Source organism: Arthrobacter sp. D3-16 (assembly GCF_054408515.1).
Window position 1 is genome coordinate 2580630 of record NZ_CP096437.1, and the last position, 20807, is coordinate 2601436.

At 65.7% G+C, this 20807-nt stretch carries 18 protein-coding genes; 9 read left to right on the plus strand and 9 right to left on the minus strand.

Annotated features, from left to right (window positions below; genetic code table 11):
- Positions 1-88 precede the first annotated feature (88 nt).
- From M1D32_RS12300 to M1D32_RS12310, 3 genes are all read left to right on the plus strand, one after another.
- Entirely contained in the window at positions 89-1054 is a 966-nt protein-coding gene (locus tag M1D32_RS12300; protein ID WP_458778941.1) for a quinone oxidoreductase family protein, read from the plus strand.
- A gap of 119 nt (positions 1055-1173) precedes the next feature.
- Complete coding sequence (locus M1D32_RS12305) at positions 1174-5127, plus strand: Pls/PosA family non-ribosomal peptide synthetase (protein WP_458778942.1); 3954 nt, start codon at positions 1174-1176, stop codon at positions 5125-5127.
- 65 nt (positions 5128-5192) lie between these two features.
- Positions 5193-6548, plus strand: a complete 1356-nt coding sequence (locus M1D32_RS12310) for a M1 family metallopeptidase (protein ID WP_458778943.1) — start codon at positions 5193-5195, stop codon at positions 6546-6548.
- A 21-nt stretch (positions 6549-6569) separates the two neighbouring features.
- Here M1D32_RS12310 and M1D32_RS12315 read toward each other — a convergent pair whose 3' ends face one another.
- From M1D32_RS12315 to pheS, 3 genes are read right to left on the minus strand one after another with little or no spacing between them, the layout of a single operon-like run.
- Positions 6570-7238, minus strand: a complete 669-nt coding sequence (locus M1D32_RS12315) for a 4'-phosphopantetheinyl transferase family protein (protein WP_458778944.1) — start codon at positions 7236-7238, stop codon at positions 6570-6572.
- Between the two features lie 19 nt (positions 7239-7257).
- Positions 7258-9801, minus strand: coding sequence for a phenylalanine--tRNA ligase subunit beta (gene pheT, locus M1D32_RS12320; RefSeq protein ID WP_458778945.1), 2544 nt, complete (start codon positions 9799-9801; stop codon positions 7258-7260).
- A 2-nt stretch (positions 9802-9803) separates the two neighbouring features.
- On the minus strand, positions 9804-10865 hold the full coding sequence (pheS, locus tag M1D32_RS12325; protein ID WP_163164583.1) for a phenylalanine--tRNA ligase subunit alpha: 1062 nt from the start codon (positions 10863-10865) through the stop codon (positions 9804-9806).
- Positions 10866-11073: 208 nt separating this feature from the next.
- Here pheS and M1D32_RS12330 point away from each other — a divergent pair, with 208 nt between their 5' ends.
- From M1D32_RS12330 to M1D32_RS12340, 3 genes are all read left to right on the plus strand, one after another.
- On the plus strand, positions 11074-11559 hold the full coding sequence (locus M1D32_RS12330) for a hypothetical protein (protein ID WP_458778946.1): 486 nt from the start codon (positions 11074-11076) through the stop codon (positions 11557-11559).
- Positions 11560-11693: 134 nt separating this feature from the next.
- Positions 11694-12272 (plus strand): SIMPL domain-containing protein, encoded by a 579-nt coding sequence (locus M1D32_RS12335; RefSeq protein WP_458778947.1) that lies wholly within the window; start codon positions 11694-11696, stop codon positions 12270-12272.
- A 70-nt stretch (positions 12273-12342) separates the two neighbouring features.
- Entirely contained in the window at positions 12343-13530 is a 1188-nt protein-coding gene (locus M1D32_RS12340) for an Rv2578c family radical SAM protein (RefSeq protein WP_458778948.1), read from the plus strand.
- Here M1D32_RS12340 and M1D32_RS12345 read toward each other — a convergent pair.
- On the minus strand, positions 13527-13976 hold the full coding sequence (locus tag M1D32_RS12345) for a (deoxy)nucleoside triphosphate pyrophosphohydrolase (protein ID WP_458778949.1): 450 nt from the start codon (positions 13974-13976) through the stop codon (positions 13527-13529). The genes M1D32_RS12340 and M1D32_RS12345 overlap by 4 nt on opposite strands.
- A 168-nt stretch (positions 13977-14144) precedes the next feature.
- Here M1D32_RS12345 and M1D32_RS12350 point away from each other — a divergent pair, with 168 nt between their 5' ends.
- Positions 14145-15353 (plus strand): MFS transporter, encoded by a 1209-nt coding sequence (locus M1D32_RS12350; RefSeq protein WP_458778950.1) that lies wholly within the window; start codon positions 14145-14147, stop codon positions 15351-15353.
- Between the two features lie 107 nt (positions 15354-15460).
- Positions 15461-15736: a GlsB/YeaQ/YmgE family stress response membrane protein gene (locus M1D32_RS12355; protein WP_458778951.1), complete on the plus strand. Its 276-nt coding sequence runs from the start codon at positions 15461-15463 to the stop codon at positions 15734-15736.
- 84 nt (positions 15737-15820) lie between these two features.
- Here the strand turns inward: M1D32_RS12355 and M1D32_RS12360 are convergent, their stop codons facing one another.
- The 4 genes from M1D32_RS12360 to infC all read right to left on the minus strand — a co-directional run bounded on the left by M1D32_RS12360 (position 15821) and on the right by infC (position 18623).
- Complete coding sequence (locus M1D32_RS12360; protein WP_458778952.1) at positions 15821-16732, minus strand: TrmH family RNA methyltransferase; 912 nt, start codon at positions 16730-16732, stop codon at positions 15821-15823.
- A 66-nt stretch (positions 16733-16798) separates the two neighbouring features.
- Entirely contained in the window at positions 16799-17191 is a 393-nt protein-coding gene (gene rplT / locus M1D32_RS12365; protein ID WP_163164571.1) for a 50S ribosomal protein L20, read from the minus strand.
- Positions 17192-17310: 119 nt separating this feature from the next.
- Positions 17311-17505, minus strand: a complete 195-nt coding sequence (gene rpmI, locus M1D32_RS12370; RefSeq protein WP_009358635.1) for a 50S ribosomal protein L35 — start codon at positions 17503-17505, stop codon at positions 17311-17313.
- Positions 17506-17621: 116 nt separating this feature from the next.
- The gene (gene infC / locus M1D32_RS12375) at positions 17622-18623 is read right to left on the minus strand and encodes a translation initiation factor IF-3 (protein ID WP_458778953.1); all 1002 of its coding nucleotides are present in this window, start codon (positions 18621-18623) and stop codon (positions 17622-17624) included.
- Positions 18624-19011: 388 nt separating this feature from the next.
- On the opposite strand from infC, the gene M1D32_RS12380 reads away from it, so the two are divergent.
- Entirely contained in the window at positions 19012-19398 is a 387-nt protein-coding gene (locus tag M1D32_RS12380) for a DUF1844 domain-containing protein (RefSeq protein WP_104042762.1), read from the plus strand.
- Positions 19399-19486: 88 nt separating this feature from the next.
- Here M1D32_RS12380 and M1D32_RS12385 read toward each other — a convergent pair whose 3' ends face one another.
- A complete protein-coding gene (locus M1D32_RS12385) occupies positions 19487-20785 on the minus strand; it encodes an MFS transporter (RefSeq protein ID WP_458778954.1) in 1299 nt (432 codons plus the stop codon).
- Between the last annotated feature and the right edge of the window lie 22 nt (positions 20786-20807).

Here is a 20807-nt window from a genome sequence, read left to right on the forward strand (position 1 = left end):
CGCTGCTGCGGCAGGACGCCCCCGCTCCATCCCTGAAGCCTAGGATGGGTGGACCGGGCAAGGAAACTCCGGCCCGCGGAAGGAATCCATGACGCACGCCATTGTCGCCGGGCAAGCCGGTGGTCCCGAAGTCCTCTCGTATGTACCGGTTGAGCGCCCCGTTCCCGGTCCCGGCCAACTGCTGGTTCAGGTAGCGGCAGCGGGGGTTAACTTCATCGATACATACAAGCGCAGCGGCGTGTACAAGGTCCAGTATCCCTTCATTCCCGGTTCTGAAGCTGCAGGTACGGTAGTGGGACTTGGCGAAGGGGTTACGGGATTCGCCGAGGGAGACCGCGTTGCCACCGCGGAGGGGCACGACTGCTACGCGGGCTATGCCCTGGTGGATGCCGATAAAGCCTTGCCCGTGCCGGAGGGACTTGACGATGCCACCGCAGCCGCCCTTCCGCTGCAGGGCCTGACCGCCCATTACCTGGTCAATTCCACGTTCAAGGTTGAATCCGGGCACAACGTCCTGCTGCACGCCGGCGCAGGCGGAGTGGGCCTGCTGCTGATCCAGCTCCTCAAGGCCAAGGGCGCACGGGTCATCACTACTGTTTCCACGGACGAGAAGGAAGACCTGGCGCTGGGAGCAGGCGCGGACCACGTTCTGCGGTACGACGGCTTCGACGAGGCGGTGCGGGACCTCACTGACGGCAAGGGTGTTGACGTGGTTTATGACGGCGTTGGCAAGGACACGTTTGACGGTTCGCTTCGTGCCCTTCACGTACGGGGCATGCTGGCCTTGTTCGGCGCAGCCTCCGGCCCCGTCCCGCCCGTGGATCCGCAACGCCTGAACGCAGGAGGTTCACTGTTCCTGACCAGGCCCACGATGGCGCACTATTTGCAGGACGCCGCGGAACGGCGCTGGCGCTCGGACCAAATTTTCGCTGCCGCTGCCGATGGCAGCCTCAAAGTCCGGGTGGGCGGCCAGTACCCGTTGGCGGACGCAGCCCAGGCGCACCGCGACCTCGAAGGGCGCTTCACCACAGGCAAGGTCGTGCTGATTCCATAGGGTCATCCAGGTCTGGCGGAGCACTTTTACCGAATGCCTGTTGAACACTTTCCGAACAACCTGTGGACAGCGGGAAACGTAGACACTTTCTGTTCATCTTGTCCCGGCACACTGCACGGGTGACCGAGCAACCCAGCAGCAGCCTCGCAACGGTCGGCGGCCGCGCGCCCCGCTACCAGCCGCAACTGGTTGGGTCTGCAGCAACTCCCCCGGCGAGGACACTCGTTGACATCATTCAGGACACGGCGGACCGGCACCCGGACGCGTCGGCCCTCGACGACGGCCGGGAGTCGCTGAGCTATGCCCAACTGCTGGCGGCCGTCCGCGCTGCCGGCCGGGAGATGCACCTTGCCGGGCTCGGTGCAGGTGACCGGATCGGGGTGCGGATCCCGTCCGGCAGCAACAGGCTGTACATCTCCATCCTTGCCATCCTGCTCATCGGCGCCGCCTATGTCCCTGTGGACGCAGACGATCCCGACGAACGCGCCAGGCTGGTCTTCGCCGAAGCCAAGGTTGGCGCCGTCGTCACGGAAAGCGGGGTGGCGCTCACCGGCAGCAGGCCCTCGCCCTTTCCCGCTGCCCGTACCGCGGACGCCGAGGACGACGCCTGGGTGATCTTTACCTCTGGCTCCACGGGAACCCCGAAGGGTGTTGCCGTGCAGCACCGTTCTGCGGCGGCCTTCGTGGACGCCGAAGCGCGGATTTTCCTTGCGGCGGCGGATCCCATTGGAACATCGGACCGGGTGCTGGCAGGGCTGTCCGTTGCCTTTGATGCCTCCTGTGAAGAGATGTGGCTGGCATGGCGGCACGGGGCCTGCCTGGTCCCCGCTCCGCGCGCCCTGGTGCGCACCGGCATGGACCTGGGCCCCTGGCTCATCAGCCACGGCATCACCGTTGTGTCCACCGTTCCCACCCTGGCTGCCCTGTGGCCCGCCGAAGCGCTTGAAAACGTCCGGTTGCTGATTTTCGGCGGGGAAGCCTGCCCACCGGAACTTGCTGAGCGGCTGGCCGTTGACGGCCGGGAAGTGTGGAACACCTACGGCCCTACCGAGGCCACCGTGGTTGCCTGTGCTGCTCCCCTGGGCGGGGCGGGTCCTGTCCGGATCGGCCTGCCCCTGGACGGCTGGGATCTGGCGGTGGTGGACGTCGACGGATTTCCTGTTGCTGAAGGAGACGTTGGCGAACTCATCATCGGCGGTGTCGGCCTGGCCCGCTACCTGGACGCGGCCAAGGATGCCGAAAAGTATGCCCCGTTTCCGACGCTTGGCTGGGACCGCGCTTACCGTTCCGGCGACCTTGTCCGGTATGAAGCCGAAGGACTCGTTTTTATGGGCCGCGCCGATGAACAGGTCAAGCTGGGCGGACGCCGCATCGAACTGGGCGAAGTGGATGCAGCGCTCCAGGCGTTGCCCGGCATCGCCGGCGCTGCCGCTGCTGTCCGGACGACGGCGGCCGGGAACCAGATCCTGGTGGGGTACCTCGCGCCGGCCGGTACCGCGGAGCCTGACCTGGCGGCTGCCCGCCAGCTCCTTGCCGCCAGCCTTCCCGCGGCCCTCGTTCCGCTGCTGGCCGTGGTCGACTCCTTGCCCACCAAGACCAGCGGCAAGGTGGACCGGCACGCCCTGCCATGGCCGCTTGCCGGTTCCGGCGCTGATGACGCAGAGCATGCCCCGCTGAACCTTCCCGATGACGCCCGGTGGATTGTTGAGCAATGGGCCGCTGTGCTCGGCATCAAGCCAACCAGCCTCAATGCAGACTTTTTCGCCGCCGGCGGCGGATCCCTTGCGGCGGCGCAACTCGTTTCTGCGCTCCGGGTCCGCTACCCAACCATCACGGTGGCGGACATCTATGCCACGCCCCGCGTGGGTGCCCTGATCGACGTGGCACGCCAGTCGCTGCCCGAGGGAACACCAGCCGGTCCTGCCAAGGTCCGAAAGGTCCGCCCCACCGCCCGCAAGTCCCAGGTTTTCCAGACGCTGATGGGTGTGCCGCTGCACATTCTCGTTGGCATGCGATGGCTGACGTACCTGATGGCCGGCAATAACCTGCTGGCCGGGCTGGCCGGTTTCACCGGCGCGGCCACGGTGTCCTGGTGGTGGGTAGCTGTGTCCTGGCTGGTGTTCGTCAGCCCTGCCGGACGCATGGGCCTGTCTGTGGCAGCGGCCCGGATCCTGCTGCGGAACGTTCAACCGGGAACCTACCCCAGGTCCGGAAAAGCCCACCTGCGGCTGTGGCTGGCTGAGCAGATCCAGGACCTCTCGGGAGCGGTAAGCCTGGCCAGCGCGGCGTGGGTGCCCCACTATGCACGCGCCCTCGGCGCGAAGATCGGCAGCAACGTGCACCTGCACTCGCTGCCGCCCGTGACCGGGTTTCTCTCGCTGGGTACAGAAGCCAACGTGGAACCGGAGGTGGACCTTTCGGGATGGTGGATCGACGGGGACAGCGTGCACATCGGAGCCATCCACATCGGCGCCGGCGCCACGGTGGGCGCCCGAAGCACCCTGATGCCCGGTGCCAGCGTTGGAGCCGGCGGGCAGGTGGAGCCGGGTTCAGCAGTCCTGGGCAAGGTCAAGGCCGGTCAGCTGGTAGCCGGCTCCCCCGCGAAACGCCGGGGCAAGGCAAAGCAGAACTGGCCGGAGCAGCCCGCCACCGGAGGGCTCCAGGCGAGGCTCTGGTTTACTGCCTTTGCCGCTGCCAGCACCCTGCTGGCCATGATCCCCTACCTTTCCGCAGCGGCGGCCTGCCTGGTGGTATTCCTTTTCATCAGGGGCAACAGTTCGTTGGCGGAAGCGTGGGTTCCCCTACTGGCTTCCCTGCCCCTTGCCGCCCTGGCGTGGTTCGCAGCGAACCTGCTGCTGATCCTGGGGACCACGCGCCTGCTGGGACTGGGCCTGCGCGAAGGCTACTACCGGGTGCGAAGCCGGATCGGCTGGCAGGTCTGGGCTACGGAACGCGTCCTGGATCTGGCCCGGGAGCTGCTGTTTCCCATCTATGCCAGCCTCTTCACACCTGTCTGGCTTCGCCTGCTGGGAGCAAAAATCGGGAAAAACGTGGAAGCTTCCACCGTGCTGCTGCTCCCGAAAATGACCACAGTGGGAGAGGGCGCCTTCCTGGCTGATGACACGATGGTGGCCTCCTATGAGCTCGGTGGCGGCTGGCTGCGGATTGCGCCGGCCAAGATCGGCAAGCGGTCCTTCCTGGGCAACTCGGGAATGACCGGAGCGGGACGCAATGTTCCCAAGAACTCCCTGGTAGCCGTACTTTCGGCCACGCCGTCGAAGGCGAAGTCGGGAACGTCGTGGCTGGGAAGTCCGCCGGTCCGGTTGCGCCGCACCGCCGTCGCGTCAGACAACGCGCTTACTTATCAGCCGCCGCGCAGGCTGAAGATTGCCCGGGCCCTCTGGGAGGCCTGCCGGTTTGTCCCGGTGGTGCTGACAGTAGGACTGGCCGCCGGTGTACTGCTGGCCTTCGATTGGCTGGCGTCCGGCTACGGTTATGCCGTGGCTGCCTTGCTGGGCGGTTTGGTGATGCTCCTGGCTGGAGCGGTGGCAGCCGGCAGCGCGGTGGCGGCAAAATGGCTGCTTATTGGCCGGATCAAGGCCGGCGAACACCCCCTGTGGAGTTCCTTCATTTGGCGCAACGAAGTGGTGGACACTTTTATCGAGATGGTCAGCGCGCCCTGGTTCGCGCGCGCGGCCACCGGTACTCCGGCCCTTGTCTGGTGGTTGCGTGCCCTTGGTGCCAGGATCGGCTCCGGGACCTGGTGCGAGAGCTACTGGCTGCCGGAAGCGGATCTCGTCTCCCTGGGCGCGAACTCCACCGTTAACCGGGGCTGTGTGGTGCAGACGCACCTGTTCCACGACCGCATCATGAGCATTGGCCCTGTTACGCTCGAAGACGGCGCAACGATGGGACCACACGGTGTCATCCTCCCGCAGGCAAGGATCGGCCACGGTGGAACAGTTGGCCCGGCGTCGCTGGTGATGCGCGGGGAAACAGTACCGGCGGGAACGTATTGGATGGGCAACCCCGTCAGCCCCTGGGCCGGGCCGCTCCTGCCGCGGGGGAAATGAAGCGCCCGGCAACACCAGCAACACCACCGTCGTCGAACAACAGCATTTAATTGAGGCCCCCCGTCATGAGCTCGCCAGAATCAGTCCGCGGAAGCTCCACCCTGCCGGGACCCGCCCTGCGCTCCGACCCCTATGTGGCGCACCATGGCACTGACGCCTACAGCGTGTCGCGCTACGAACTGGAGCTGGATTACAGGCTGGCCAGCAACCGGCTGAACGGCAGGGCGCTGCTGCACGCGGTGGCCAACCGGGCCGCGTCCGCCGTTGTGCTTGACCTGGTGGGGCTGAGGGCAGTCAAAGTGCAGTTCAACGGCCGCAGGATGCGCCGCTTTTCGCAGCGGGCCGAACAGCTGGTGGTGCATTTGGACGCTGCCCTCGTTCCCGGCGAAAGCTTCACTGTGGAAGTCCGGTACGAGGGCAATCCTGCTCCCCGCCGCGGCCTGTGGGGCGAGGTGGGTTGGGAAGAACTGACCGACGGCGTCCTGGTGGCAGGACAACCCGACGGCGCCCCTTCCTGGTTCCCTTGCAATGACCACCCCCGGGACAAGGCCAGCTACCGCATCTCGGTTACCACAGACGCGGACTACCGGGCCGTCTGCAATGGGGTGCTGGTAGGCCATACGCGCGGGTCCAGCAGGGAGACGTGGACCTACGAGCAGGAAGAGCCGATGGCCACCTACCTCGCCACGGTGCAGATCGGCAGGTATGACGTCCTGGTCCTTGACGACGGTTCTGCCGGCGGCGTGGGCCAAACCGTTGCCGTGCCTCCGGCCCTGGCTGACGCGGCAGCGCACGGACTGGGCCGGCAGCGTGACATGATGGCGGCTTTCGTCCGGCGCTTCGGCCCGTACCCCTTCCCGGGATACACCGTGGTGGTGGCTGATGACGTCCTGGAGATCCCGCTGGAAGCCCAGTCACTGTCCATCCTGGGGCGGAACCACCTCAGCGCGGAGTGGGAATCCCAGCGGCTTATTGCCCATGAGCTGTCGCACCAGTGGTTCGGAAATTCCCTGACCCTGGCGGCGTGGCACGACATCTGGCTGCATGAGGGTTTCGCCTGCTACGCAGAGTGGATTTGGTCCGAGGAGGCAGGCGTTATGGACGCCCATGGCCGGGCGGCGTCAGCCTGGCGGGGGTTGTCCGCCGGGGAACAGGACCTGCTGGTCGGAGATCCGGGACCGGCCCTGATGTTTGACGACCGCGTTTACAAGCGCGGCGCACTGGCACTGCACGCACTTCGAAGGCATTGCGGGGATCTGGCCTTCTTCACGCTCCTTCAGGAATGGACCAGGACCCACCGCCATGGATCGGTCTCCACGGCAGACTTCGTGCTGATGGCAAACCGGGTGGCGGGCATCGATGCCGAAGCCGTGCTCCATCCCTGGCTCTTTGAACTGGCCCTTCCACCGCTGCCCGCGTAGCCGTACTGCCCACGCTGCCGGTCAACCGAGTGCCACTGCAGCAACGAGCGACGCCGGCAGGCCGGTTGCGGCGGCCGGCAGGTCCGTCAGCTCCGGCCTGTCCAGAACGGCTACCTCCCGGGGATCCGTCCGGAGCCCCTCGCCGGTCATCTTGAGCCAGGCCTCTTTCCGGGTCCACAGCCGCGCGCGTTCGCGGAACAGGGCGGGTCCCGCAAGCCCCGCAAGTGCATGCTCTTCGTCGTTCGCCAGGGCCACGGCGTCAAAGCCGTCAAAAGCCAGCCGGGCAGGATCTTCGGCGTCGATCCCCAGCCGCTCCCCCGCTGCCGGCGACGTAAGGCCGGCCAGCAGAACCCACTCGCCGGCCCGGGCCATGCTCAGCAGAAGGGGCAGCGGCTGGCCATGATGGGTGAAGCCGGGGCGACCGTGGGAGAGGCCGGGTCCGGATCCGCAGCGCGGACAGGAGTACGCCGCTGTCATCTCGCCTGCAGGAACGTCCAGGATGCCGCCGGCAAAACGGCGCAGTGCTGCCCTGCCGGCAAGGAAACGCCCGGCTGCCCCAGGCTCCATCGCGGCTGCCCGGAGCGTTTCTGCCTGCCCCGGAACCAACCCTCCGGCGGGCCGCTGGTCCGCCTGCGGGCGGGGAATCTCCGCAGAGATATCCACCGCCCGCAGGACCAGCCTGGCATCCATGGGAGTTGGTGCTGCGGGCCTAGCGCTGGACCGCGCCGAAGCGCTCGGCCGCCAGTGCCACGGCGCCTTCCCGCGCTGCCGATGCCTCGTCCGCAGTGAGGGTACGGTCATCTGCACGGAACCGGAGTCCGAAGGCCAGGGACTTCTTGCCCTCTTCAATGCCCTTGCCGGCGTAGACATCGAACAGCGCCACGTCCTCCAGCAGTTCACCGGCGCCTTCGCGGAGTGCGGCCAGCACGTCATCAGCCGGTACCTCGGCAGGGACCACCAGCGCCACATCCTGGGTGGCAACCGGGAACGTGGAGATGTGGCGCGCCACGATCACGTCCGGCGCGGCCTCAAACAACGCGTCCGCGTTGATCTCCAAGGCGACCGAGCGGGCCGGCATGTCCGAAGCGGCGAGGAGCTTGGGATGCAGTTCTCCCGCATAACCCACCACCTCCCCGGTCCGCAGGGACAGTTGCGCCGCCCGTCCCGGGTGGAATGCCTGGTGGCTGCCTTGGCTGACCACAACCTCCACACCCAGGACATCCCCGGCAAGGCGGGCGATATCCAGGGCGTCTGCCCAGTCCCAGACGCGCGGTGCATGTGCTGCGGCCGCCGGGGAATCATGTCCCGTCAGGACCACGGCAAGGTGGAACGGCTGGGCGGGGACGCCGTCGTACAGTCCGTCCAGTACCTCATCGGCGGGCTTCACCCCGAGCGGCGGGATGGAGTTGGTGCCCATCCCCTCGGCCGGCAGGAACACCAGGCCTGACTCGAAGAGTGCCAGGTCGCGGAAACCGCGCGAGTGGTTGCGCTTCGCCACCTCGATGAGTCCCGGCAGGATTGAGGTTCGCAGGAAGCCCTGCTCCTCGCTGATGGGGTTTGCCAGCTTGACCGCAGTCCGGCCGGCACCCTGTTCGGCAACGCCGAAGGTGTCGTTGGCCGCTTTGGAGACGAAGGGGTAGGACAACACTTCCGTAAGTCCCGCATCGGCCAGTGCCTGGATCAGGCGTCGGCGCTGCTGCTGCACGCGCGTGAGGCCGCGCCCTGGTGGCGCCACCGGCAGAGTGGCGGGGATCTTGTCGTAGCCCACCAGGCGGGCGATCTCCTCGGAGAGGTCCTCCTTGGTCTCCAGGTCATGCCGCCAGCTCGGGGCGGTAACGGTCCAGCCGCCGTCGTTCTTCACCACGGCTGCGCCCAGGTCCTCCAAGGACGTAACGATCTGCTCTTCCGTGAAATCGATGCCGATCCGGGCAGCAGCAAAGGCTGCCGGAAGCTCGATAGAGACGGAATCAGGGGCGGTCCCAACGTCGGTCCCAGCCTCGTCCGCCGTGCCACCGGCCAGGTCCACCAGGAGGTCGACCACCCGCTGCGCGGCGATGCCGGCGATGTGCCAGTCCACGCCGCGTTCGAAACGCTTGGAAGCCTCGGACGGCAGCTTGTGGCGGCGGCGGGAGCGGGCGATGGAAACCTCATCGAAGTGCGCTGCTTCAACGAGGATGTTCGACGTCGAATCACCCACCTCGGTTGCCGCGCCGCCCATAACACCGGCGATCCCGATGGGACCGGAAGCGTCGGTGATCAGGAGGTCCTCGGCGTCGAGCGCGCGTTCCTTGTCATCCAGGGTGGTGAGTTTCTCACCCGCCAGGGCCCGGCGCACCACGATGTCCCCGGACAGCTTGTCGAGGTCGTAGCAGTGCGTGGGCTGGCCGAGTTCCAGCATCACATAGTTGGAGATGTCCACCGGCAGGGAGATGGAACGGATTCCGGCCAGCCGCAACCGGGCGCTCATCCACGGCGGCGTGGGCCGGGTGGCATCCACGCCGCGGACGGTAAGGGCCACAAACCGGTCGCAGCCCGGCTTTCCGTAGATGGGGGCGTCGTCGTTGATCTTGACGCCGTAGCCGCCCGAAAGCTCCGCCGGAGCGTTGACGCGGGAAGCGGGATCGGTGAAGGAAGTACCGGTGGCGTGGGCGTACTCGCGCGCAACACCACGGATGGAGAAGGCGTAGCCGCGGTCCGGGGTGACGTTGATTTCCGCGGCTTCATCGTAGAGGCCCAGGAGTTCCATGGCATCCGTGCCGATTTCCGGATCCAGCCCGATGCGGGACAGCACCAGGATGCCGTCATGGTCCTCGCCGATGCCCAGTTCGCGGACCGAGGCGATCATACCGGCCGAAAGGTGGCCGTAGGTCTTCCGGGCGGAGATGTGGAAGTTGCCCGGCAGTACCGCGCCCGGCAGCGTCACCACTACCTTGTCGCCCTCCACGAAGTTGTGGGCACCGCAAATGATGCCCTGCACACCGGAGGGATCGATGCCCTTGCCGGTGAGGGTCTGTTCCTGCCCCTCGGGGACAACGCGGACCTGGCACCAGTTGATGGTCTTGCCGTTGGTCTGCGGTTCCTTGACCAGGCTCAGGACCTGACCCACCACGATGGGACCCTGCAGGGTATCGGTGGGACGGTGGACGTCCTCTTCTTCGAAACCGACCTTGACCAGCTCGGTCATGACCTCTTCGGCCGTGGCTCCGGCCGGTACCTCTGCGAATTCACGCAACCAGGAAAGTGGGATACGCACTGTTAGATCTCCATCCCGAAGTGCTCGCTGAAACGTACATCGCCTTCGATCATGTCGCGCATGTCCCCCACTTCGTTGCGGAACATAAGGGTGCGTTCGATGCCCATGCCGAAGGCAAAACCTGAATAGACGTCCGGGTCGATGCCGGCGGCGCGGAGCACGTTGGGGTTGACCATGCCGCAGCCTCCCCATTCGATCCAGCGCGGGCCGCCTTTGGCGCCGGGATGCCAGATGTCAAGCTCTGCTGACGGTTCGGTGAACGGGAAGTAGTTGGGGCGCAGACGGATCTGGGCCTCGTCGCCGAACATCTGCCGGGCGAAGTGCTCCAGGGTGCCCCGCAAGTCAGCCATGCTGAGCTTCCTGTCGATGGCCAGGCCCTCAAACTGGTGGAACACCGGAGTGTGGGTAGCATCAAGCTCATCGGTGCGGAACACCTTGCCCGGGCACAGCACGTAGATGGGCAGCTCGCGTTCCAGCATGGAGCGGACCTGCACCGGGGAGGTGTGGGTGCGCATCAGGAGGTGGGCCTCGGGCGGCTCCACAAAGAAGGTGTCCTGCATCTCGCGGGCGGGGTGGTCCGGTTTGAAGTTCAGTGCATCGAAGTTGAACCACTCCGATTCAACTTCCGGTCCCTCCGCGATTTCCCAGCCCATGCCCACGAAGATGTCCGCGACGCGGTCCTGGAGGGTGGACAGGGGGTGGCGGGCACCGGCACGACGACGGCGCGGAGCGGCGGTGACGTCAACCGTCTCCTCGAGGAGGATGCGTGCGTCGTTTTCCGCTTCCAGCTCTGCCGTGCGGTCCGCGAGCGCCTTGTTGACCCGTCCGCGGGACGCGCCCATCAGCTTTCCGGCGACGGCCTTCTGGTCCTTGGGCAGCTTGCCGATTTCGCGGTTGGCGAGGCTGAGCGGCGACTTCTCGCCGGTGTGCGCGAGCCTCACCGCCTTCAGCTCGTCAAGGGTGGCCGCGCCGGCGATGGCGGCGGTGGCCTGGTCTACAGCGGCAGTGATGGCGGCTTCATCCGTGGGGTTCGGGATGGCGGCGCCCGGCAAAGTTTCAGTCATCTACTGTTCTTAGCTACGAGTCGTGGCTGCCGGTGAACGGGCAGCCTGCCCGGTTTCCCGCGGCTCGTCCGTCACTGGCAGGTCATGGATGAATGCCCTCAATTCACGTGCAAATTTCGGTTCATTCAATGACCAGGTCAGGGCATACCGGCAAAGCCGGCGGCCACTGCCCTCCAGTCTAATTGAACGGCCCGGCTACCATGTCCTCATGACACCACGGCAGCCTGCAGGGCTTCGCCCGCCCCTGACTGTGCCGCAGCGGCTGCGGCTGGCTGCCAATGTGATCAACGGCAGCACTGTCCTCGGACTCGCCGTGGCCGCCGCTGCAGGGACGGACCTCAGCCATGGGCCGCGGGGCCTGCTTATAGCTGCCGGATACCGGTGGCGGGTGCCGTTCGCCAGCGCGTTCAGCCTGGGGAACGTGGTCCTGTGCCGCTGTAGCGCGGCTGATCTGTTGTCCCGGCCGGCGCTGCTGGGGCACGAGGAAAAGCACTGCTCCCAGTACGCGTGGTGCCTGGGTATCCCGTTCCTCCCGTTGTACTTCCTCGCCGCCGCCTGGTCCCTGATCCGTACCGGCAATCCGGGCACGGGCAACGTCTTTGAACGCCATGCTGGACTGCAGGCAGGCGGATACCCTGTTTCCGGGACCCGGCGCCGGCCCTGGCACCCCCATACACCTGAACTGGAGGCGTGACGCATGCAGACGGAACCGGGCCGCGATGCAGCAAGTGACGACGTCGGACGCCACGGGTCCCAGCCCGGCGCGCTCAGATCGCGGGTACCGTCAGCGTCACCGGGACCGGCTCGGCGGAAGCTGCCCCTGACCTGATGGTGGTTTCGATTGGCGTGGAGTGCCGTGCCGACTCGGTGGAGGCGGCCTACTCCCGGGCGGGCTCCAGTTCCGAAGCAGTCTCTTCCGCATTCCGCCGGCATGGCGTTGAGGGGTCCGACATTCGCACCACTGGACTGAACGTCCGTGCGGACCTCGTGTGGAGGGAAGGCGAAGGACAGCGCGTCACGGGATACATTGCAGCCAGCACCCTGACTGTAAGGCTGCGTGCCCTCGATGCCGCCTCCGCTGCAATTTCAGACGCCGTCGGGGCGGGTGGCAATGAGGCTCGGCTGAACGGCCTTGAACTCACCTTCAGCGACGATGCCGCAGTGCGGGCACGTGCGCGGGAGGCTGCATGGTTGGACGCGTTGGGGACCGCCCGGCAGTATGCGCAGCTCGCCTCCGCCCGGCTGGGACGGGTGGTTTCGGTAGCGGACAACACCCCGGTCCAGGGTCCGGTGCCGCTGCCGCGGATGCAGCGGGCTGCTGCTGTGGAATCCCTTACCGTCGAGGCAGGAGACTCCCAAGTGGGCGCTGCCATCACCGTGGTGTGGGAGCTCCAGGCCGGCCCTTAACCGGTTCTTACGGAGTGGCGGAGCCGCACAACGCTTGACTTAAGTTCGAACATATATTCGAATGGTTCGTATGAGATGGGATGCCCAAGCACTGCTGCCGCCGCCGGCAGAAACTCTTGCCGCTGGCGCGCCACCTGCGCTGCTTCCCCTCGCCGGCCTTGTCAGGTCTGTGACCACACCTGATTTCGCCGGCATCACGTTTCATGAGGTCACTGCCAAGTCGGTGCTCAACAAAATCCCCGCTGGTTCACGGATGCCTTTTGAATGGACCATCAACCCCTACCGCGGCTGCAGCCATGCCTGTGTCTACTGCTTCGCCAGGAAGACCCACACCTACCTTGATTTCGACGCCGGGCTGGACTTTGACAGCCAGGTGGTGGTGAAAGTCAATGCGGCCGAGGTCCTGCGGAAAGAGCTGGCCAAACCGTCCTGGACCCGCCAGCAGGTGGCCCTGGGCACCAATACAGACCCTTACCAGCGAGCCGAGGGCCGCTACCGGCTGATGCCCGGGATCATCAGCGCCTTGGCTGACTCCGGCACTCCCCTGTCCATCCTCACAAAAGGAACACTCCTGGCCAGGGATATTCCGCTGTTGAAGAGCGCGGCCACGCAGGTACCGGTGGGCGTCGGAATTTCGCTCGCCATGACAGACGAGGCACTGTCGGAAGCTGTCGAGCCCGGCACGCCCGGACCACGGGCACGGCTAAAGCTAGTGTCCCGGCTTCGTGAGGCCGGGCTGCCGTGCGGGGTGATGGCGATGCCCATCCTTCCGTGGCTCTCGGACAGTGACGAAGCCCTGGATTCGCTCTTCGCGTCCCTTGCTTCCGCCGGAGCCACCGGCGTAACGGCCGGTGCACTGTATCTGAAGCCGGGCACCAGGGAATGGTTCATGAAGTGGATCGCCGCGAACCATCCCGGGCTCGCCGGCCGCTACCGGCGCCTGTACGGTACCGGTTCCTACGCTTCAAAGGAATACCGCACCTGGCTCGCCGGGAAAGTCCGCTACTTCAAGGCACGGCATGGCTTTTCCCATTCGTCCGGCTTCAGCCACCGGGACCTGGACGATCCGCGCGGCGAGGAAGCGGAGTACCCGGCAGGAATCATCCCGGCCATGGCATCCGGGGCGGGTACCGGAACAACGCCGTCGGGAAAGCCCGCTTCGCCGTCGCCAACTACACCGAAGGCAGCATCGCGTTCTGCGGCGTCCGGTGCCTCGCACGTGACCCCAGGTCCAGCCGGACAGGAAACCCTCTTCTAGGAGCGTCCTTTTCCTGCCGGCAGGGCCAGCTCCGCCAGCAGGGCACGCACGATGGGAAAGTCAGCAGGAATCCATGGCAGGCCAAGCACCTCGTTGTGGTTGTCCAGGGACACCCACCGCAGCTCATCGTGGTCTTCCAGTGGTTGCGGCTCACCGTGGACGATTTCCGCGAACCAGACCCGCATACTGGCACGTTCGTTCAGGGGCCAGCCGTGGCGGGCTTCGGCCCGAAGCTCCCCGCCCAGACGCGCCCCGATGCCCAGTTCCTCGGACAGCTCGCGGCAGAGCGCTGCCTCCGGCTCTTCGCCCGGCTCCACCTTGCCGCCCGGGAACTCCCAGAGCCCGGCCAGCTTCTCCGGCGCACTGCGGCGCGCCACGAGCAGCATGGAAGGTTCCTGGAGGCGGTCAACTACGGCTCCGCCCACCACCTGTATCAGTCCAGTCACCGCCCCATTCTATGGGGGACAATGGAAAGGCCCGGGCACTCATTCCATGTCCGGGGAATACCGGTACGCCACCGGAGGTTTTCTCCGGGGGTCAGGTCTCCTCCTCCCAGCCCCACTGCCGTGGCTGCAGCCCAACCTTGTATCAGCAGCACTTCGAAAAGCAGGCACATGAGCAGCGTCCTCCAATTACCCACGGCAAAAAGCACGGCCTCCCCCAAGGTCGCGATGCCGATCCTCGCCTTGGCGATGGGCGGGGTGGGAATCGGTGTCACCGAGTTCACCATGATGGGCCTGCTCAAGGAGGTGGAACAGGGCCTGGGTATCAGCACGCCCGAAGCGGGGCACCTCATCTCCGCCTACGCGCTGGGAGTAGTGGTTGGCGCACCGCTGCTGGCCGCAGTCGGTGCAAAACTTCCGCGCAAGAACCTGGCACTCGGCCTCATGTTGTTCTTTACCGTCGCCAACCTCACGTCTTTTCTGGCCCCGGACTACGGAACCATGCTGGTTTCACGATTCGCGGCGGGGCTGCCCCATGGCGCATTCTTTGGCGTTGCTGCCGTCATCGCTGCCTCGCTCGTGCCACCCACCCGCCGCGGTTGGGCGATCTCCATGGTGATGGCGGGCCTGAGCATCTCCAACGTCATTGGGGTTCCGGCAGCAACCTGGGTGGGGCAGGCCTACGGCTGGCGGCTGCTGTTTATCCTGGTTGGCCTTATCGGAGTGCTGACCCTGGTGCTGATCTGGCGCTTTGTTCCGTTCAGTGAAGCCCATCCTGACGCCAGCATCCGCCGTGAACTGGGGGCGCTGAAACGGCTCCAGGTGTGGCTCGCCATCATGATCGGCATCGTAGGTTTCGGCGGCTTCTTTGCCACGTACACGTACATCTCCCACACGATGACCCACGTGGCCGGACTCCCGTCGGCGCTGATTCCGCTGGTGGTGGCTCTCTACGGACTTGGCATGGTGGCCGGCAACGTCGTTGGCGGCAGGATTGCCGACAAGTCCGTGATGGGTACGCTCTACAGCGTGCTGCCTGCCATAGCGGTGGCCTTGCTGGTGTACGCGGTAGCTGCCCAGTGGCCCTGGTCGGCCCTGGTGATGGTCTTCGTGGTGGGCGCCGCGGGCTCCATGCTGGTGCCGGCGCTGCAGACCCGCCTGCTGGACGCGTCCCCGGACGCGCCGTCGCTGGCGTCGTCGTTGAACCACGCCGCCCTGAACGTTGCCAATGCCCTGGGGGCTTTCCTTGGCGGCCTGGTGATCGCCTGGGGATGGGGCTATGTTGCCCCCGCGCTGGTGGGCGCATGCCTTGCTGTCCTGGGCCTGGGCGTGGCCGTCGTGAGCGGCCTGCTGGAACGCAAAAGGCCGCTGGCCGCCTGAGCGCAGGGCGGCCGGCAGCAGGCCCTAAGCCTGCTGACATTGAGCAGGCCCTATGTTAGCTTGATGCTCATCGGGAGGGTAAATCCCGGTCACTATAAGGAGGAGACATGGGTTTTCTTGCTTGGATCATTCTCGGCCTCATTGTTGGGGCCATCGTCAAAGCCGTGATGCCCGGCAGTGTGGGTGGCGGTTGGGTCACCAGCCTGGTTCTTGGCGTGGTGGGCGCCATTGTGGGCGGCTGGATCGGCAGCCTGCTCTTCAACAGGGGCGATCTCGCCTTCTTCGATCTCGGCACGTGGATTCTCGCCATCGTGGGCGGCCTGGTGGTCGCCGGTATCTACGGTGCCATCACCGGACGCGGCAAGGCCTCACGCGCGCCCTAAGTTCCGGACACACCAAAATTTCACGCAAGCGAGGGCTCCGGAGATAACGGGGCCCTCGCTGTGTGTCAGCGTACGAACGGGAAACTATGCCGTCAGGGCGGCCGGCAGGTGCTGCGAACGGGCACTGGCGTAGAGGCAAACAGTAGCGGCAGTGCCAAGGTTGAGGCTTTCTGCAGCACCGTAGACCGGCACAGCCACCCTGTGGTCAGCCAGGTCGAGCTCCTCCCGGGACAACCCCTGGGCCTCATTTCCGAACAGCCAGGCTGTGGGATTTTCCAGGTCGTACTCCGACGGCGCTCCGTCCCCGGTCAGCCGGCGCCGCGCATTTTCGTCCTGCAGCGCATCGAGGTTGAGGGAGCCGTAACCGTCAGCAGCCAGGATCCCGATCCCCCGCGCCCGGCAAGCCGCAACCACTTCATTGACGTCGGCCCCCAGCACCACCGGAAGGTGGAACAGGGATCCGGCCGTGGAGCGGACCGCCTTGGGATTGTAGATATCAACGCTGGAGCCGGTGAGGATCACCGCGTCTGCTCCTGCGGAGTCCGCCGCACGCAGGACGGTTCCGGCATTACCCGGGTCGCGGACCTGGCACAGTACGGCAATCAGGCGCGGACCGGCGTCGAGCACTTCATCAAGCGGCACGTCCAGGAAACGGCAGACGGCGATGATGCCCTGCGGGTTGACGGTGTCTGCCATGGCTGCCAAGACCTCGTCTGTGGCCAGCCTTGCGTTCGTGCCCTCAGAGAGCTCCTCGAATTCGGGGAACCGGTCCAGGCAGGCTTCGCTGGCAAACACCTCGGTGACCACGCCCGGGGCACCCCAAGCCAGGCGCTGCTGGTGGAGCTTCAGCGCTTCGCGGACAGCCTGGGGCCCTTCTGCCAGGAACTGTCCGCGCTTTAAACGCGCCGGGCGCCCGGCAAGCTTTGCCACATCCTTGACCCGATCTGCTCGGGGGTTGGAAAGTGGAAAATCCTGCGGGCGCCCGGTTTCGTTCATATAGGAAACTTTAGTGGCTAGGGCCACCAGTTCCTGAACTGGCCCTCGCATGAGGGAAGGCAGGAGCTACTGTGCAGCGACGACCTTCTTGGCGGAGGTGTCGGCCGGCAGCGAGTCCTTGGCAACCTGGACCAGTGCAGCGAAAGCGTTGGCGTCGGAGACGGCCAGCTCAGCCAGCATACGGCGGTCAACCTCAACCTCAGCGGCCTTCAGGCCCTGGATGAGACGGTTGTAGGTGAGGCCATTGGCGCGGGAAGCAGCGTTGATGCGCTGGATCCACAGGCGGCGGAAGTCGCCCTTCTTCTTCTTGCGGTCGCCGTAGCTGTACACAAACGAGTGCAGCAGCTGCTCTTTAGCCTTGCGGTACAGGCGTGAGCGCTGTCCACGGTAGCCCTTTGCGCGTTCAAGGATAACCCGGCGCTTCTTGTGGGCGTTGACCGCCCTCTTCACACGTGCCACGTGCGTACTCCTTCGAAAATTCTGCTCCCAAGCATCTACTGCCGGAATTCCCGGCGGCCTGAGAAGGCTTTTTGGTAGGTGACCTACACCAGGTGGTGGTCAGTCAAAGAACTTGGAAACTAGATGCCGAGCATCTTCCGGATGACCTTGGCGTCGCCCTTGAAGACGATCTTGTCGCCGGCAAGGCGGCGGGTCAGCCTGGAGGACTTGTGCTCGAGGTAGTGGCGGCGGTTGGCCTGCTGGCGGCGCAGCTTGCCGCTACCGGTCAACTTGAAGCGCTTCTTAGCACCACTGTGGGTCTTCATCTTCGGCATGGGAACCGATCTCCTTACATGTCCGCAGGCTGGGCCTGCAGTTCTATCGCGCAGCTGCCCTTGGGGGCGGCGTGCTGGTTGCTGACTGCCGGAGGGCGACCTCCGGCAGCTGTGGACTAAGTGGTCTTCTTGCCAGCCGGCTTTGGCACTGCTTTGGGGGCAGGGCGGGCGGCGGGCTTGGGTGCAGCGGGCCTGGCCACCGGCTTGGGCGGAGCAGGAACTGCTGCGGGCTTCGGCGCCGCAGCTGCCGGCTTGGCAGCTTCGGGCTTCTCAGCAGCCGGCTTGGGGGCCGGTACAGCAGCCTTTGGCGCGGGGGCAGCGGCCTTCGGTGCGGGAGCCTTGGGGGCTTCCGTCCGCGGAGCCTCCTGCCTGGGAGCTTCCTTGACAGCCTCCTGCTTGGGAGCTTCCTTCGCAGGGGCGGCAGCTGCGGCAGGTTCGACGGCGGGAGCCGCGTCCTGCACGGGAGCTTCAGCTACTGCTTCCGGTTCCGTCGAGACCGTGAATCCCTCAGGAAGCAGGTCCGCGAGGGACTGCGTCAAGGGTGCCTGGTCGCTGCCGGAAACGTCGACACGGCCGGAGGCCTTGGCTTCGTTCTGCGCTTTGGCTTCAGCCCGCTGCGTTGCGCGGCGTGCTTCAGCTTTAGCCTCAGCCTTGTTCTTCAGCGGGCCAACCACCATGACCATGTTGCGGCCGTCGATGCGCGGGCTGGATTCAACCACGCCGACTTCAGCGACGTCCTCGGCAAAACGCTGCAGAAGCCGGATGCCCATTTCCGGACGCTGCTGTTCGCGGCCGCGGAACTGGATCATGGCCTTGACCTTGTCCCCGGCGCCGAGGAAGCGCAGTGCATGCCCGCGCTTGGTCTCGTAGTCGTGGGTGTCAATCTTCAGGCGGAAACGGATTTCCTTCAGAACGGTGTTCGTCTGGTTCTTCCGTGCTTCACGTGCCTTGACCGCGGCCTCGTACTTGTACTTGCCGAAGTCCATCAGCTTGCACACCGGAGGCTTGGCCTGAGGTGCAACTTCAACGAGATCAAGGTCGGACTCGGCGGCCAGACGCAGGGCATCCTCAATACGGACGATTCCTACCTGTTCACCTGCAGGGCCGACCAGCCGCACCTCGGGGACGCGGATACGCTCATTGATTCTTGGCTCGCTAATGTTAAAGCTCCTGTGTTGTTGTGGGATCCCGGCAAATAGAGAAGGCCCCCAATTGCCGGAGCAATCGAAGGCCTCGAGGATTGGCTGTGCGTGTCCCGCTCAAGGGACTGCACGGAGGTTCCGGCATGTGCCGGTTCCAATGCCAACCAGTACCCGGCAACCTTGCGTTCCATGGATCCTGCGGAACAGCGGCTGACGCGGGTGGGAGAGAACTCCGCTTGCAAACTGCATGCCACCTTACAGAAAAAATTCCCGTCAACGCAGTGAAGCGCCGGTGGGAACCTTGATCGTTTGGAACAATCTCTGAAATAACGACATCCAGTCGGTCTGTGTCAAGCTTACCAGTATGAGCACCCCAGACAGTAATTCATACGTTTTCGAGCCTGCGGACGCCGGTTCCGACGTCTCCCAGCAGATTCGCGACATTTCGGAAGTGCCGGCCATTGAGGTCATCACCACTGCAGCCGTTCACCTGATGAGTGCCGCTGCAGTCAAGCTTGGCCTTGCTGCCGAAGACAATGCCGAGGAGCTGAAGGACCTGGACGAGGCCCGGAAACTGATCACGGCCCTGGCCGGTTTGGTTACCGCGGCTGCCCCGGAGATCGGCTCCCAGCATGCAGGCCCGTTGCGCGATGGCCTGCGTTCACTTCAGCTGGCCTTCCGCGAGGAGTCGCTGATCCCCGACGCTCCGGGCAAGGGCCCGGGCGAGAAGTACACCGGCGCGGTGAACTGACGCCGTAGCGCACTACCGAGCAGTTCACGACGGCGGGCCATCCCTCACAAGGGACGGCCCGCCGTCGTGCGTTCACCTGGGAGTCTTCCTAGACGGTGATTCTGCTTCTGCGGCGCCGCTGGAGCACCAGTCCGATGAGGCACAGCACCACGCCGGCCAGTCCCACCGAAACAAAGCCCCCGGACGGCCCGATCTGGTCGATGAAGATGCCCGCCAGGGGTGCCCCAAGCGCAACTCCCGCGGTGAGGGCGGAGCCATACCAGCCCATCGCCTCGCCGCGTCTTGCCTCATCCACCAGGTCCGCCACCTTCTCGGAGGCTGACGAGAGTACCGGGGCGCACAGGAGCCCCGGAAGGATGGCAACCAAGGCAAGGGTCCACGTGTCATGGGCGAATCCCATGGGGATGGTCAGGGCTGCCATGCCGAGGAGCAGGACAATGGGCGGGACGGGCCGGTGCATGGCACCGTAAATGAGCCCGCCAACGACGGAAGCGGCGCACCAGAACAGGAAAACAATGCCGATCTCGGCCTGGTGGCCGCCTGTTTCCAGCGCCGCCACAATCCCCACATCCGTGCCGCTGAGGACCATTCCCGCACCGGCGGCCACGGCGAAGAGTGCGGCCACCGTGGCCGTGAACCAGGTAAAGCTGGCCGCAACCTTCTCCTTCAGCCCGGCCCTGCGGGCAGTGTGGGCCGCAGCCGGTGCCAGGTCCGCGGCGGCTTCCTGCAGGTGGGCCGGGGCGGTGGAGACCACGGCGGCCTCGGCCGCCCGCTGCTGGTCCGCCTCGCAGTCGTCACCGGAGGCAGCACTTCGTGTTGGCGGATTGAACCACATCAGGAACAGGCCGGCCAACGATGTGCAGACGCCCACGATGGTCAGGCCCGCCACGCTGAAGCCGCTCGTGGCCACGATGGCGCCTGCGGCAGGACCCATCATAAAGACCACTTCGGTGGTGATCGCGTCCAGGGCGAAGGCGGTCCGGCGCTGTTCGCCGTCTGCCAGGACGCCGAGGGACTGGCGCACCACGCTGAAGATGGGCAGCGTGAGCAGCCCGCCCACAAAGACCAGTGGCAGGAGCCACTGATAGGAGACGTGCGGCACTATCGACCAGATGACAGTTTCGGACACCACAGAGGGAATCAATGCCTTACGCAGGCCTACGGTGTCCACCCGCCGCCCCCGCCAGGGAGCGCCAAGGGCAATACCGATGGTCATCACGGCAGCGGCAGCACCCGCAGCCGCATACCCCTGGCCCAGGGTGAGGACGATATGCAGGGTCAGCAGCACACCGGCCGCCGAGTGCGGGATACGGGCGATCATGCCGACCAGGAGCAGCCGCCTGATGGGCTGGACGGCCAGCAACTCCCGGTAGAGAGCGAAATTCACGAAAGAATCCTTCGGTCTGCCG

Bases quoted from the DNA above. Each gene is read 5' to 3' on its own strand.
- M1D32_RS12355 (WP_458778951.1), top strand. From the start codon at position 15,461: ATGGGTTTTCTTGCTTGGATCATTCTCGGCCTCATTGTTGGGGCCATC.
- pheS (WP_163164583.1), bottom strand. From the start codon at position 10,865: ATGACTGAAACTTTGCCGGGCGCCGCCATCCCGAACCCCACGGATGAA.
- M1D32_RS12315 (WP_458778944.1), bottom strand. From the start codon at position 7,238: ATGGATGCCAGGCTGGTCCTGCGGGCGGTGGATATCTCTGCGGAGATT.
- rpmI (WP_009358635.1), bottom strand. From the start codon at position 17,505: ATGCCGAAGATGAAGACCCACAGTGGTGCTAAGAAGCGCTTCAAGTTG.
- M1D32_RS12350 (WP_458778950.1), top strand. From the start codon at position 14,145: ATGAGCAGCGTCCTCCAATTACCCACGGCAAAAAGCACGGCCTCCCCC.
- M1D32_RS12310 (WP_458778943.1), top strand. From the start codon at position 5,193: ATGAGCTCGCCAGAATCAGTCCGCGGAAGCTCCACCCTGCCGGGACCC.
- M1D32_RS12380 (WP_104042762.1), top strand. From the start codon at position 19,012: ATGAGCACCCCAGACAGTAATTCATACGTTTTCGAGCCTGCGGACGCC.
- M1D32_RS12340 (WP_458778948.1), top strand. From the start codon at position 12,343: ATGAGATGGGATGCCCAAGCACTGCTGCCGCCGCCGGCAGAAACTCTT.
- M1D32_RS12360 (WP_458778952.1), bottom strand. From the start codon at position 16,732: ATGAACGAAACCGGGCGCCCGCAGGATTTTCCACTTTCCAACCCCCGA.
- M1D32_RS12300 (WP_458778941.1), top strand. From the start codon at position 89: ATGACGCACGCCATTGTCGCCGGGCAAGCCGGTGGTCCCGAAGTCCTC.
- M1D32_RS12335 (WP_458778947.1), top strand. From the start codon at position 11,694: ATGGTGGTTTCGATTGGCGTGGAGTGCCGTGCCGACTCGGTGGAGGCG.
- M1D32_RS12330 (WP_458778946.1), top strand. From the start codon at position 11,074: ATGACACCACGGCAGCCTGCAGGGCTTCGCCCGCCCCTGACTGTGCCG.